The organism is Shewanella sp. 10N.286.51.B2, from assembly GCF_041469265.1.
Taxonomy (GTDB): Bacteria; Pseudomonadota; Gammaproteobacteria; order Enterobacterales; family Shewanellaceae; genus Shewanella.
Map to the genome: position 1 here is coordinate 47,648 of NZ_JBFRKH010000012.1, position 12,998 is coordinate 60,645.

14 protein-coding genes are annotated in these 12,998 nt (G+C 41.9%); 3 read left to right on the top strand and 11 right to left on the bottom strand.

The window, feature by feature from the left end; all coding sequences use genetic code 11:
- Window positions 1–19 precede the first annotated feature (19 nt).
- Both AB4140_RS02940 and AB4140_RS02945 read right to left on the bottom strand, forming a co-directional pair.
- Window positions 20–1,039, bottom strand: coding sequence for an aspartate carbamoyltransferase (locus AB4140_RS02940; protein WP_102439264.1), 1,020 nt, complete (start codon window positions 1,037–1,039; stop codon window positions 20–22).
- A 145-nt stretch (window positions 1,040–1,184) separates the two neighbouring features.
- Window positions 1,185–2,909 (bottom strand): chloride channel protein, encoded by a 1,725-nt coding sequence (locus AB4140_RS02945; protein ID WP_371999739.1) that lies wholly within the window; start codon window positions 2,907–2,909, stop codon window positions 1,185–1,187.
- Window positions 2,910–2,976: 67 nt separating this feature from the next.
- On the opposite strand from AB4140_RS02945, the gene AB4140_RS02950 reads away from it, so the two are divergent.
- Complete coding sequence (locus tag AB4140_RS02950; RefSeq protein WP_102439262.1) at window positions 2,977–3,690, top strand: DUF6776 family protein; 714 nt, start codon at window positions 2,977–2,979, stop codon at window positions 3,688–3,690.
- A 79-nt stretch (window positions 3,691–3,769) separates the two neighbouring features.
- Window positions 3,770–4,120, top strand: coding sequence for an iron-sulfur cluster insertion protein ErpA (gene erpA, locus AB4140_RS02955; RefSeq protein WP_055024237.1), 351 nt, complete (start codon window positions 3,770–3,772; stop codon window positions 4,118–4,120).
- Between the two features lie 69 nt (window positions 4,121–4,189).
- On the opposite strand, the gene AB4140_RS02960 is transcribed toward erpA, so the two are convergent.
- The 5 genes from AB4140_RS02960 to AB4140_RS02980 form a co-directional block, all read right to left on the bottom strand.
- Window positions 4,190–4,615, bottom strand: a complete 426-nt coding sequence (locus AB4140_RS02960; protein WP_371999796.1) for a hypothetical protein — start codon at window positions 4,613–4,615, stop codon at window positions 4,190–4,192.
- A 119-nt stretch (window positions 4,616–4,734) separates the two neighbouring features.
- Window positions 4,735–5,121, bottom strand: a complete 387-nt coding sequence (locus AB4140_RS02965) for a DUF2750 domain-containing protein (protein ID WP_102439261.1) — start codon at window positions 5,119–5,121, stop codon at window positions 4,735–4,737.
- Between the two features lie 182 nt (window positions 5,122–5,303).
- The gene (gene aqpZ, locus AB4140_RS02970) at window positions 5,304–6,008 is read right to left on the bottom strand and encodes an aquaporin Z (protein ID WP_102475599.1); all 705 of its coding nucleotides are present in this window, start codon (window positions 6,006–6,008) and stop codon (window positions 5,304–5,306) included.
- A 247-nt stretch (window positions 6,009–6,255) separates the two neighbouring features.
- Window positions 6,256–7,368 carry an anhydro-N-acetylmuramic acid kinase gene (locus AB4140_RS02975; protein WP_371999741.1) on the bottom strand — a complete coding sequence of 371 codons (1,113 nt, stop codon included), beginning with the start codon at window positions 7,366–7,368 and terminating at the stop codon, window positions 6,256–6,258.
- Window positions 7,369–7,469: 101 nt separating this feature from the next.
- Window positions 7,470–8,984, bottom strand: coding sequence for a peptidoglycan DD-metalloendopeptidase family protein (locus AB4140_RS02980; RefSeq protein ID WP_102439258.1), 1,515 nt, complete (start codon window positions 8,982–8,984; stop codon window positions 7,470–7,472).
- A gap of 124 nt (window positions 8,985–9,108) precedes the next feature.
- On the opposite strand from AB4140_RS02980, the gene tyrS reads away from it, so the two are divergent.
- Entirely contained in the window at window positions 9,109–10,305 is a 1,197-nt protein-coding gene (gene tyrS / locus AB4140_RS02985) for a tyrosine--tRNA ligase (RefSeq protein ID WP_102439257.1), read from the top strand.
- A gap of 124 nt (window positions 10,306–10,429) precedes the next feature.
- Here the strand turns inward: tyrS and AB4140_RS02990 are convergent, their stop codons facing one another.
- The 4 genes from AB4140_RS02990 to AB4140_RS03005 form a co-directional block, all read right to left on the bottom strand.
- A complete protein-coding gene (locus AB4140_RS02990; protein ID WP_102439256.1) occupies window positions 10,430–10,915 on the bottom strand; it encodes a nuclear transport factor 2 family protein in 486 nt (161 codons plus the stop codon).
- The gene (locus tag AB4140_RS02995; RefSeq protein WP_102439255.1) at window positions 10,916–11,542 is read right to left on the bottom strand and encodes a trimeric intracellular cation channel family protein; all 627 of its coding nucleotides are present in this window, start codon (window positions 11,540–11,542) and stop codon (window positions 10,916–10,918) included.
- The gene (locus tag AB4140_RS03000) at window positions 11,535–11,915 is read right to left on the bottom strand and encodes a DUF2721 domain-containing protein (RefSeq protein ID WP_102439286.1); all 381 of its coding nucleotides are present in this window, start codon (window positions 11,913–11,915) and stop codon (window positions 11,535–11,537) included. The genes AB4140_RS02995 and AB4140_RS03000 overlap by 8 nt, the downstream gene beginning before the upstream one ends.
- Before the next feature lie 80 nt (window positions 11,916–11,995).
- On the bottom strand, window positions 11,996–12,997 hold the full coding sequence (locus AB4140_RS03005) for a cobalamin biosynthesis protein (RefSeq protein WP_371999744.1): 1,002 nt from the start codon (window positions 12,995–12,997) through the stop codon (window positions 11,996–11,998).
- Window position 12,998 lies beyond the last annotated feature (1 nt).

Here is a 12,998-nt window from a genome sequence, read left to right on the forward strand (position 1 = left end):
CTTTTAAGTCGTTAGCCAATTATTTATCGGCTTTGCGTGAATACCAATTAACGGGGCACTCGTATTGTTGTAGTTGATTTTCAACCCCAAGTGTTAGAGCAAAAAGTGCCATTCTTATAAGTAAGCCATTATCAGCTTGTCTGAAAATTGCCAGACTAGGATGGCTATTTAAATCATTATCTAATTCATTGGCTTGAGCACGAGAGTCTCTTGGCAATGGATGCATTATCACAGTGTTAGATTTACAGTGTTTGGTGTAAATACTGTGATTTAAACGGAATTTTCCGCGATATTTATCCGCTTCATCTTGTGAAGGGAATCGCTCTTCCTGAATGCGAGTTAAATAGAGTATATCAGCCTGATGTAAATTACCTTCTAGCTGATCTGTAATTGTGATCTGATGACCAGCATTTTCAATGTCACTGATCACATAGTCAGGCATTGCTAAGTCAGTTGGTGAAATTAATGTGAACTTCACATCTTTATACATGCATAACAAACGTGACAAGGAATGTACCGTGCGACCATGTTTTAAATCACCGACCATGGCAATGTGCATGCCGCTGATATCTTGTCCGTGATGCCCCAATTCTTTTTGAATGGTAAATAAATCCAATAAAGCCTGTGTCGGGTGCTCGTTAGCGCCATCACCGCCATTTATCACAGGAACGCGGCTGCCTTGTGCGAATTCTTTAACTGAAAAAGCGTCCGGGTGGCGCATAGCGATAACATCTGAATAAGTCGATAATACTCTTGCAGTATCGTAAAGTGATTCACCTTTAGACAATGAGGATGAGCCCATGCCGACGGTTTCTCTTACGTTGCCACCAAGTAAATTAAATGCGCAACCGAAGCTGACTCGAGTGCGAGTACTAGGTTCGAAAAATAAATTACCTAAAATGGCGCCATCAAGCACTTTGGTTCGTTTTTCACGAAGTGCATAAGGGGTCATATCATTGGCAACGTTGAAAATAGTGTTGATTGAATCAATATTCAGTTGGTTAACTGAAAGGATGTGAGAACCTGTAAACTGTGTCATCAGCCTGATTTCCAATTATTAGGCGAGTAAATAGAACTATCTACTCAGTGGTTATGTAGGGTGGCTGAGGCGAGATTTTAACAGAGAGTGAACCAATATTAAATCATGCTAATGATTATTTCTGTTATTTAAGATCTCACGCCAATTATACTTGCCCAGAACGGATTTCTTGCCATAGGTTTGCCCAGCTAATGACCCCAACGACATTATTGGTATTATTCTGATAAATATACACTTCACCACTGCGTTTTAGTGACAATAGCTCGTACACTTCATTTAAGGTTGCGGTATCAGCAACGCCGTGCATCAAATGCCGTGAAAGGGTGGTTTTATCTTCAAAGGACTGCATCTCAAGGCTGAGCATTTCAATTTTGTTATCAGCATTACGTACCATCACTGGGCGGCCTTGCGCACGTTTCATGACTTCAAGCAGTAAGTCATTATCGTCATTAACGATCACAAAGCGTTTATCCATCAGCGCCCGTACGCCTTTCTTTTGCAGCCCAAGATTAACCGGCGGCACTTTATAGCCAAGCCCCATAATGTCCAATTGTTTTAAAAAAACCGAATTGGTATTAAAGCCCTGATAGGCAATCAAAAAGGCGGGGATAGTGACAAACATGGCAGGTAAAATAATCGCAGCGTCATTGGTGAGCTCTAATAGTGCCACTAATGCGGCTAGTGGCGCACTTAAACACACCCCCATCATCGCCGTCATTCCGATCACGGTATAAAGGCCAACATAAGGCGCAATTGACGGGAAAAAAATCGCACTAACAAGGGCTAACATGGCGCCAATTAATGCCCCTATTCCGTACAAGGGGCCAATTAAGCCACCAGGAATGCCAAAACTGATTGCAGCAATGGTGGCGATTATTTTAGCCACAAGCAATGCGCCTAAAAACCATAAACTTGGATGCTCGCTAATGGCGGCTTCAATGGCTAAATCACCAGAGCCTAGTGCTTGTGGCAGTATTAAGCCGATTAAGGTGGTGATGACCGCGGCAATCATTAATCGATAAATTAAAGGCCAATGCTGACCAATGGCGGTCATTTTAAGTAATGAGTGATTAAACAGCGCCGCAGTGCAGCCTAAAACGATACCGCCTATGGCAAGAATTGGGTATTGATCTAACGGAATACGAGTGACGTTGATTAAGTCATATTCATGAATATTGCCGAAAACTAACTGGCTTGATAATGCACCACATATGGCTGAAAGCATGATCGGAAAGAAGTAATGAATCTTGTATTCGCGCACAATCACTTCAAATACAAATAATACAGCGGCTAATGGCGCGTTAAAAATGGCGGCGATACCTGCAGCAATGCCACTGGCACACATAATGCGCACACTGTTGTCAGGCAATTTAAATTTTTCAGCTAAAAAGCTCGCGCTCACCGCGCCAAGGTGAATAGCTGGGCCTTCTTTACCCACTGAAAAATTTGCCACTAGCGCAATTAATGCTTGAAAAAACTGACCCGCAGCCGATGGTAACGGCACTTTGCCGTAATGTAATTTGAATCGGTGTAAGACATAGGCAATGCCCATACGGCGATAGCGTTTGGAACCAATACCAGCCACCAACCAAATAAGTAATGCGCCTAAAATGGGTAAGTAAGTGCGCCAATCACTGACTGTGTCAGTGAAATGGGTGGCTTCAGCAAGGGTATACACTTGTGCCCAGTTCAAGGTTAAGCGAAATAAGATGATCACACCGGAGGTAATGAGAGCAAATAGAAGCGCTAACGCACAAAGTTGCACACTAATTTTCGCTTGAGAAAGTTTATCTCTCAAATCGTTACGAAGATATTTGCGTGTAACTGCTTTGGTGTGAATAATAGCGGCTTTACTAAACTTGAATTGCACTTTATTGCCTAACTTCCATCTGTGGGCATATTGTTAGCATTGTATTTTATTAAAGGCTTGTTACCTAATGTTAAATTATCGTCGCTTGCTGAACCGCTTGCAAGTTTTAGAACGAAAAAAGCGCACTTCAGGTCTGTATTTATTTGGGCTGATTGTGATTAGTTTCACCATTGGGGTGCTGAGCCAACATTTTGTTATGTCAGAAGTGATAGAACCCGAGCTTAATGCGGAAGAAATTCAGGCATTACAAACGGCTTACCAGAAACAATCTCTGGTGATTTCACGGCTTGAAATGGCAGTATCAATTGCTGAAAAAGCCAATAGCAACATGCAAACCATGTTCAAAGAACAACTGCAACAGCAAAAAACTATCGAACAAGAGTTAGCATTTTATCGCAGCTTAGTGTCACCAGAAAAAGAGGTGGATGGCATTGCTATCCATGGTCTCGAACTGTCAAAAGGCTTAGTCGCCAATAGTTATCAATTAAGATTAATTTTGACCCAAAACCAAAAGCGTAAAACCAGCGTTAAAGGGGTTGCAGATATTGTGTTGGTGGGTTTACAACATGAACAGCAAGTTGAAATTTCATTATCTGACATTGATATTGAAAAATTTGCATTTGGTTTTCGCTACTTTCAAATATTTGATACTGAAATGAACCTGCCTGAAGGCTTTGCTTTACAACGTGTAAAAGCGGTAGTGCTAGTCTCAGCTGCCCGCGGGGTACGAGGTGGACGTATTGAGCAAACGTTCGATATCGCAGAGTTACTAGAAAGCTAAAAAAGAACTAAGGGTAATACTTGAACAAATTAGTCAGGTAATAGATAATCCCGATCTGAAACTGAAGTTAGAGGTAGTAATGACTGAACAAACAGATGCAGCAATGCCAATCCAATTTACCGATGCTGCGGCAACTAAAGTTAAAGGGCTGCTAGAAGAAGAGCAGAATCCTGAATTAAAACTTCGAGTATACGTAACTGGAGGCGGTTGTTCAGGTTTCCAGTATGGTTTTACTTTTGATGAAAAAGTGAATGAAGGTGACTTCACTATTGAAAAGCAAGGGGTACAACTGGTTGTTGATCCTATGAGTCTACAATATCTTGTTGGCGGTGAAGTTGACTACACTTCAGGCTTAGAAGGGTCACGTTTCTTCGTGAAAAACCCAAATGCAACAACAACCTGTGGTTGTGGGGCCAGTTTCTCAGTTTAATAGCTAAACTGAGACCAATAAAAAAGCCGTCATGTGACGGCTTTTTTGTGTCTTAAATTGACTATCAAATCAACTAATAATATTGAAGTTCATCCGCGGCTTAAACCACTTCAGCACTTTTGCATTAAAGCTAATCCACACTTGGATTAATGCCAAAATAATTAGCGCTGTAAAGATAATCCAATCAGGCAGTACCATTTGCATAAAGCCAAAATCAAAAGTAGTCGGCCCAGCGACTAAGTTGTCAGGATCATACATGATGACAGGTAGCATGCTATATAAGGCCAGCTGCAAGATCGCGTAGCCACGAAGCATGTATAAAGCCGCTTTTTGACGTCCTGTAATACCGAGCACCATCATTAAGGTCAATATACAGAGCAATACACCTTGCTGGGCCATTAAACCGCTGACGGACGAGATAACGTAGACCGCCAATAAAGCCATTAACCTTTTAGGGAAAACAGCTTTAGTTTGGCTTTCAGCGCTTTGCTCCATTGCGGGAGTATTATCTTTATCAGGGCATATCTCGCTTGTGGTCACATTTTTATCTGTCATGGTTTATATCTGTATTAAAGTATTATGTTTGTGCTTAAGAATTATGTTTTGCTTAAGAGTTAGTGCTTTGATTGCTTTTTCGGCGTTAAACGTGAATCAAGTTCAAATGGTGGGATCACTACACCCAAATCTTCATGAACTGGGAATACGGCAATGAATAAATCATCTTCTTCCATACCGCTTACCCAACGCTGTTGAAATTCATTAAGTGGAATTGATAATGGTTCACAATCACTCCATTCATCAACAGCCCATAATTTTGCCGCATCTTCAGAAGGCCACATTGGAATACAATCTTCATCTTCAGTGGTGAGCATCACGCAGCCATCTTGATCTTGTAGGCTCCAGATTTGCTGCTCTTGCTTAACTTGCTCAACAAGGTAATCGTATCTTGCTTCTGGGGTCATGTTTAATTGGTCGGCAATAGATTTTGGTTTGCTACTCATGGTGTATTCTCAATAAAATAAGTAAATAGGTTGCGGTATTGGCTAAATTGAGCAGCTAAAGAGCAAGCTTTAGCGTTACCAAATCCCGTCGGTGGCTCATGATAACATCGACTTTTAGATTGAAAAAGAAAAGAGCACTCAAGGTGCTCTTTTATTCGTGACTCAATGGCTAATGAGTGTGCTTATGCATTGTCAGCTGGCTTTTCAAAAAAGCGATAAATCAAACCTGCAATAATCGCCCCTGCAATGGGTGCAAGCCAAAATAACCACAGCTGAGATACCGCCCAATCGCCGACAAATAATGCAGGCCCAGTGCTACGAGCAGGGTTAACTGAGGTATTTGATACTGGAATACTGATCAAATGAATTAACGTTAGCCCTAAACCAATCGCAATCGGGGCAAACCCCGCAGGAGCACGAGAGTCTGTGGCACCTAAGATGATTAATAAAAAGAATAACGTCATTACCACTTCAGTAATTAATACCGCCGTTAAACTGTAGCCACCAGGAGAGTGCTCACCAAAACCATTTGAGGCAAAACCGCCTGCTAAACTAAAGCCATCTTGACCTGTGGCAATAAGGTATAAAATACCTGCGCCAGCAATACCGCCAGCCACTTGGGCAATAATATAGGGCGCTAGCTCAGATGCGGGGAAGCGACCCCCAGCCCATAAACCAAATGAAACTGCTGGATTTAGATGGCAGCCAGAAATATGACCAATGGCAAATGCCATGGTGAGTACGGTTAAACCAAAAGCTAAGGATACGCCCAATAGCCCAATACCTACTTCAGGAAAAGCCGCGGCCAATACCGCACTACCACAGCCGCCTAACACTAACCATAAGGTTCCTAGAAACTCTGCAAACATTTTTTGCGAAATACTCATTTAACCTTCCTTAATTTAAATTGAATACTGCTGTACGAACAAAAATTAATCACTACAAAGAGTTAAGCAGTAATTTACCGTTATTACAATGTGACTTTGTACAAGAGAGGGAATTTAAAGAAAAAGTATTAACGCTGAACAAAGCTTGTGGGTGAAACCCCACTCACTTTTGTTCAGTTATATGCATCGCTTTGATATCGAGTTTTGATAGCGAGTTTAGGTACTAGTATTGCTATCTATTCACTTACTAAATAGCGCTGTAAAAGCTGCCAAGGATCGCCGCTCTACTTGCGCCAGTCACAGCGGGTAAGTTGGCCGTTAAGCCGTGGTGATGTCTCATAGCAAGCCAGGCAAAGGCGATGGCTTCAACCCATTTGGGGTCCATACCGATTGCTGTGGTACTTGACAGGGTAAAGTTAGGCACCAGCATGGCTAAACGCTGCATCAACTCAGTGTTAAAAGCGCCGCCGCCACAAACAAAAATATCGCCAGCATCCGTGAGTTGATTAATATCATTGGCGATTGTCTGACAGCTAAGATCAAGTAGCGTGGATTGAATATCCTCTAGTGCTAGATGAGAAAAATTAGCCAATTGCTGCTCAAGCCAAGCATGATTAAATAGCTCTCTACCAGTGCTTTTAGGATAGGCCATGGCAAAGTACGGGTGAGTTAACAGGTGAGTTAATAACTCGGCATTGGTGTTACCTGATGCGGCCCATTGACCTGATTCATCAAAACTGAGCTGCTGCTGTTGCAGAATGAATGCATCCATGAGGGTGTTACCTGGGCCTGTATCAAATCCAATAACCTGATCAGATTCCCCTGGCAAGTAAGTGATATTAGCAATGCCGCCAATATTTAAAATAATCCGTGGTGTGTGAGCTTTAGCAAATAACGCTTGATGAAATGCTGGTACTAACGGCGCCCCTTGACCGCCTAAGGCAATATCTTTGCGCCTAAAGTCTGCAATGACGTTAATACCCGTGGTAACCGCTATGGTATCCGCATCACCAATTTGTAAGCTGAAACCATGCTCAAGATTGGGCATGTGGCGAATGGTTTGGCCGTGACTACCAATGGCTATGACATCGGCTTTATTAATAGTGGTGGTTGCTAATAATTCGTTGACCGCCTGTGCAAACAGTAAGCCCATACTTCTGTCCATGCGGCCCATAATGTTCAGTTCATCATTATTAGGACTACATAGACGGTGTAATTGATGCAGAACATGCTCTGGAATTGCTACCGTATAGGTAGCGATTAAGCGGGTTTGGTTATTGCTAAAATCAACTAAAACAGCATCGACACCATCCATACTGGTGCCTGACATTAAACCGATATAATACTGAGGTTTATCCATGGTATTGGCTCATTTATGAAGCGGGCTAGATTCTGTATGAAACTAGCCCAACAAAGGAATGGGTGACTAGAGAAACGCTAGTTCAATCGCGGCATCATAGGTTAATTACTGGCGTAATGCTGCTGCTTGTTTTGCTCAATTTTAGCCATTATTTGCTTGCTGAGTATATCAAACTGCGCTTTTTCTTTTTTATCAATTGGCTTAGATTGCGGTAACTTGATGGTTCTTGGATTGCGATGCACGCCATTAACGATAAATTCGTAATGTAAGTGAGCGCCAGTAACGCGACCTGTTTTTCCTAAAGTACCAATAATCTGCCCTTGCTTAACGGTTTCGCCACGTTTTACTTTGCGTTTTGTTAGATGCAGATATTTAGTGGTGTAGGTATCGTTATGCTTGATAAAGACATAGTTACCATTGTATTTGTTATAACTTGACTCAATCACTTTACCGCGACCTGCAGCTTTAATAGGGGTACCAATAGCAGCCACATAATCTACCCCACGGTGTGCTCTAACCTGGCCTGTGACTGGGTGTAAGCGACGCGGATTAAAGCTTGAGCTGACATATTTAAAGTCAACAGGTGAGCGAAGGAAGGCTTTTCGCATGCTACTGCCTGTTTCTGAGTAATATTCGCCATCGGTATAACGTACAGCTGTGTAGCGCTCACCTTGGTTAACAAATTCGGCGGCTAAAATGTTGCCGGTACCAATAAATTGGCCATCAACAAACTCTTCTTCAAACATCAATGAGAAATGATCGTCTTTACGTATATCTAGAGCGAAATCGATATCCCAACCAAAAATGTTGGCAAGTTGCATAATATGGTTAGCTGATAAACCGGCGCTGGCTGCAGCGCTCCAAAAATTAGTACTAATATTGGCGGTGATGAACTTCGTTTCTAAGGTAATGGATTTAACATTGACCTTTTCTTCGAATTTATCATCAAACTTTGAAATCAATAGGGTAGAGACTTTGTCCATTTGATAACTAATTTGAGTCACTTCATCTTGGGCATCTTTAGAGACAATAATCTCTTCACCGGGCATGATTTTGAGTAAATTTTTCTTAGATACAGGCAAACGGGTAATTTGATAAACATCTTTTGGACTTAAGCCTGCTCTATTGGCTAAGCCACCAAAAGTGTCACCTTTAGCGACTTTAAAGGTTTTATGTGACAGTAAATCTGCTTCACGATAGGGTACGGCATTTTCAACATCTGCTTGGGTGGCTAATAAGCCGTCTGAGGCTGTCATTAATGGGTTTAAATCAGCAATAGGATTACTTTCTTGCGAAGGGCGAAGCTGAGCATCATTATTGCTTGCCGTTATAGTGTTTGCTGGGGCGCTGCCTCCAGGCGGAGTTGGGGTTCTAAAGGCCAGCGGTACAGAGTATTGGCTTTGTTTGTCATTGTTGCTGACATGACCTTCTTCAGACAAAGGGTCTTGGATGCCAATTCTATCGGAAATATCAACTGTACCAGTGTTAGCTTGTTTGGATGCTTGGGCATTATCAGATGGGAATAACACGATAACTATCGTGAGAATAACTAATGAACACAGTGCAATTTGGTGCACTTTAGGGAGCAATTTAAATAAAGTGATAAACTTTGCCATTGACCTAGGTACCAATTTCTCTTTTTCTTTGTAATCCCCTTAGTGTACACACTTTCAATTACTGTGGCTAACAAGTAACATAGGCGTCTTATTTTTTATCCAAGCTGCAGGAGTAGGTGCCGAAATGGCTGATTTAGACCAAGTGTTAGCAGAAATTAAACGCGGTACTGACGAGATTTTAGTTGAGTCTGATCTGCTAGAAAAACTTAAAGAAGGTCGTCCTTTAAGAATTAAACTAGGTGCAGACCCAACCGCTCCAGATATTCATTTAGGTCACACGGTGATCTTAAATAAGCTACGTACCTTCCAAGAGTTAGGTCATGAGGTGATTTTCCTTATTGGTGACTTTACCGGTATGGTTGGTGATCCTAGTGGTAAAAACACCACGCGCCCGCCATTAACTCGTGAAGATGTACTGGCCAATGCTGAAACATACAAAGAGCAGGTATTTAAAATTCTTGACCCGGCAAAAACCCGCATTGAGTTTAACTCATCGTGGTTAGAGTCACTGGGCGCTGCTGGTATGATCCGTTTAGCATCACAACAAACCGTTGCACGCATGATGGAACGTGATGACTTTAAAAAGCGTTATGCTGGTGGTCAATCAATTGCAATTCATGAGTTTATGTATCCATTACTGCAAGGCTACGATTCAGTTGCATTAAAAGCTGACGTTGAATTAGGCGGAACCGATCAAAAGTTCAACCTATTAATGGGTCGTGAGTTACAAAAAGCGGAAGGGCAAAAGCCACAAACCGTGATCATGATGCCTTTATTAGTGGGTTTAGACGGCGTGAAGAAAATGTCTAAATCGGCACATAACTACATTGGTGTTAGCGAGCCTGCAAATGAGATGTTTGGCAAAATTATGTCAATCTCAGATGACCTAATGTGGAGCTACTTTGAATTGTTGTCATTCCGCCCATTGGCTGAAATTGCACAATTTAAGCAAGATGTTGAAAACGGTCAGAACCCACGTGATATCAAAATTGCCTTAGCAAAAGAAATCATCGCTCGTTTTCATGATCAAGCTCAAGCAGACTCAGCACATCAAGCCTTTATTGATCGTTTCCAGAAGGGCGCTATTCCTGATGATATCGAAGAAGTTGAGCTTGAAGCTGGCGAAGGCTTAGCGATTGCTAACTTACTTAAGAGTGCGGCACTGGTTGCTTCAACATCTGATGGCATGCGCATGATCAAGCAAGGCGCGGTTAAAATGGATGGCGAAAAGCTCACTGATACTCGTCAGGTATTTACTGCGGGTATGACCGCGGTATTCCAAGTAGGTAAGCGCAAGTTTGCTAAAGTTTCGCTTGTATAGGCAGACAATAAATTCTGATGGGGCTTAATCCCTAAAAGCAAAAAACGGCTCAATGAGCCGTTTTTTTATGGGTAAAATTTACCAAATAATGGCAATCTACACAGGTTTTTAGCGCGAGTTAACTTTATTGTGACTCAAGTTGATCGGACATGGTTTGATAGTCCATTAAGTCAACTTGTTCTGTCACCCGCTCGGTTTTCATATCGAACTTTAAGGTGGTAACACCAGGCACGGCGATTTCAATAATCTTGCCGGGTTTGCCAAATTGATCACCTGGGCCTCTAAGGTGATAGTTACCAATGAGTACCACTAAAGAGCCAGTATTAAACATGTGCTCAATATTCAATTTATACTCAAGAACGCCATCATGGGCGCGCTGGAAAAACTCGATAATATGACGACCGCCGGTGTATTTTACATTGGCGGTTTTATCAAAAAAGACGCTTTCACGATTATAAAACTTCTTTAAAGTGCGGTAATCATGGCTGGTTAATGCTTGCATGTATTGCACTGCAAGCTGCTGCTGTTTTGGCATTTCGCCGCTATTAGCCAGGCTTGAAGTGCTCCAAATACTACTCAATAAACAGCATACTAATAAAATGAGTCGCATCTAATGGCCCTTAGTTTTTAAATCGAATGCAGGTAATGATAAATGCCAGCGAATTGCACTTAAGCGAATAATCAAGGTGCTAAACATGGCCAAAAACAGCGCGTAAGTGCTATCCATACCCACTGCAATACTCAAGGTATAACAAATACCGCCAACAATAGAGGCAGTGGCATATATTTCGGTGCGCAGTACCATAGGCACTTGCTGGCATAATAAGTCTCGGATAATACCACCACCGACACCGGTGATTAAACCTAAGATCACCGCAGACATGCCAGATAACCCTAGTTGCAATGCTTTTTCTGCACCAATCACGGTAAACAGAGCCAAGCCAAAGGCATCGGCTATGGGGAGGGTTAACTTAGGTAATTTATGAGGTTTACGAACTAAAATGAAACAGGCAATCACGGTTGCCAAAATGACCACCACATAACTGGGGTTACTGATCCAAAACACCGGTGTTGAGCCAATAAGCGCATCACGAATACTGCCGCCACCAATGGCGGTCACTGAGGCCAAAACAATTACCCCAAATGGGTCCATTTTATGCTTACCTGCGGCTAATGCGCCTGATAAGGCAAAGACCGCGGTGCCACACAAGTCAAAAAAGTAAATCCACTCAATCATTGCTAAGCTCTTTTAAGTGGATATTGAGTGCATCGACCGAAATACGGATTTCAACTACAGATAAAATCAGTGAATAAAGTAAAAATAATAAACTCACCCCAAATACCATTGAGCCGATATCAAACAGCCCCAAATAAATAAAAATCATGCTAATGACACAGATGGCAAAACTGATGACGCCTGCTTCTTGCATGCGTCTAATAATCTTAATGCGCTGACGAAGGTTTTTAATTTGTTCGCTATTAATTGGCTTACCTGAGGAGCTTAAGTTTCTGATTAAAGCTGCTAATGCGAAAAAACGGTTAGTGTAAGCTAACAACAATAATGAAATAGCTGGGAATAACAAACCTGGGGTCGTTAAAGATATTTGCAGATTATCTAACAAAAGGAGTCGCCTCTACATCAAACAACAAAAATGACTAAGCTGGGTATAATAACCTTTTTATAATAAAGTTACATCGCTTGAAACCACCTTAATGCGGTCCACAAAATCGGAATGGCAATGGTAAAACAAATCCAAAAGCTGATTGCCCATGATGTCAAGCTGATCGCGTTGCGGATATCTTGAGTAAGCGGCATTCTTGATGGGTTTATCTTGCTTAATTCAACTCGTTGCAATTGGTGTTTTAAGATAAATTTTTGCGGCCCGCCTAACTCCACTTCCAACACTTTACTGCCAATGTATAAGCTTGAGTAACCGAACACTCCAGCTGTATGAGGTGGCTGTTTAACTAATGCTGATACGTTTTTTAATTTGCCTTGCAAAATTAAAGTCAGATTCCACAGTAAACTGGGGAGAGCAAAAATGATTTGGTTGAGGGCATAAATAGGGGCGCTGAAGTAGCGGTATTGCGGCACGTAATTAGGCCAGCAATGTTCTAATTGACGTAGCAAATGGATAAATAACACCAAGGGGGCACCGCCAATGGCAAAAAATAAGATGGTGGCGACAGTGCCATAACTTGGGCTGATTAATAGCCTTTCAATGGTGGCTTTACAAATACCGACTTCTGACAAACTATCGGTTTGCTGAATTAGCCATGGGCTCAGTAACTTTTTGGCTCGTTGTTTATCATTAAGCTTTAGGGAGTTTACAACGTCATTCGCGACGGGTCTAAAGCCTGCGTCACTGATGCAAAAATACACTAATAAAAAGTCAAAAAACCACGGGTATACCGCGAGCGACAAGATAAAGTAGACGCTAAACCACAGTGGTAAAATCAGTAACAGTGTTGCGAGTAGGCCGGCGGTAACTTGCTGTTGAGAAGAACGCTGTGGATGGTTAACTTTCGTGCTTAATTTATTAGCCAGTAGCTGAAAAAAAACAATTGGCTGCAAATGTCTAGGTATTGGCGCCACTCTAGAAATGAGCAACGCCATAAAAAGCACCAGACAGTTAGCTAGAAAACTACCATCAACCGTAATGAGCTGTTGGTAAAAAGAACTATCAAACAAT

Excerpts from the sequence above, each read along its gene's own strand:
- tyrS (WP_102439257.1), top strand. The coding sequence starts at position 9,109 with ATGGCTGATTTAGACCAAGTGTTAGCAGAAATTAAACGCGGTACTGAC.
- AB4140_RS02995 (WP_102439255.1), bottom strand. The coding sequence starts at position 11,542 with ATGATTGAGTGGATTTACTTTTTTGACTTGTGTGGCACCGCGGTCTTT.
- AB4140_RS02975 (WP_371999741.1), bottom strand. The coding sequence starts at position 7,368 with ATGGATAAACCTCAGTATTATATCGGTTTAATGTCAGGCACCAGTATG.
- AB4140_RS02950 (WP_102439262.1), top strand. The coding sequence starts at position 2,977 with ATGTTAAATTATCGTCGCTTGCTGAACCGCTTGCAAGTTTTAGAACGA.
- aqpZ (WP_102475599.1), bottom strand. The coding sequence starts at position 6,008 with ATGAGTATTTCGCAAAAAATGTTTGCAGAGTTTCTAGGAACCTTATGG.
- AB4140_RS02990 (WP_102439256.1), bottom strand. The coding sequence starts at position 10,915 with ATGCGACTCATTTTATTAGTATGCTGTTTATTGAGTAGTATTTGGAGC.
- AB4140_RS02940 (WP_102439264.1), bottom strand. The coding sequence starts at position 1,039 with ATGACACAGTTTACAGGTTCTCACATCCTTTCAGTTAACCAACTGAAT.
- erpA (WP_055024237.1), top strand. The coding sequence starts at position 3,770 with ATGACTGAACAAACAGATGCAGCAATGCCAATCCAATTTACCGATGCT.
- AB4140_RS02965 (WP_102439261.1), bottom strand. The coding sequence starts at position 5,121 with ATGAGTAGCAAACCAAAATCTATTGCCGACCAATTAAACATGACCCCA.
- AB4140_RS02980 (WP_102439258.1), bottom strand. The coding sequence starts at position 8,984 with ATGGCAAAGTTTATCACTTTATTTAAATTGCTCCCTAAAGTGCACCAA.
- AB4140_RS02960 (WP_371999796.1), bottom strand. The coding sequence starts at position 4,615 with ATGGAGCAAAGCGCTGAAAGCCAAACTAAAGCTGTTTTCCCTAAAAGG.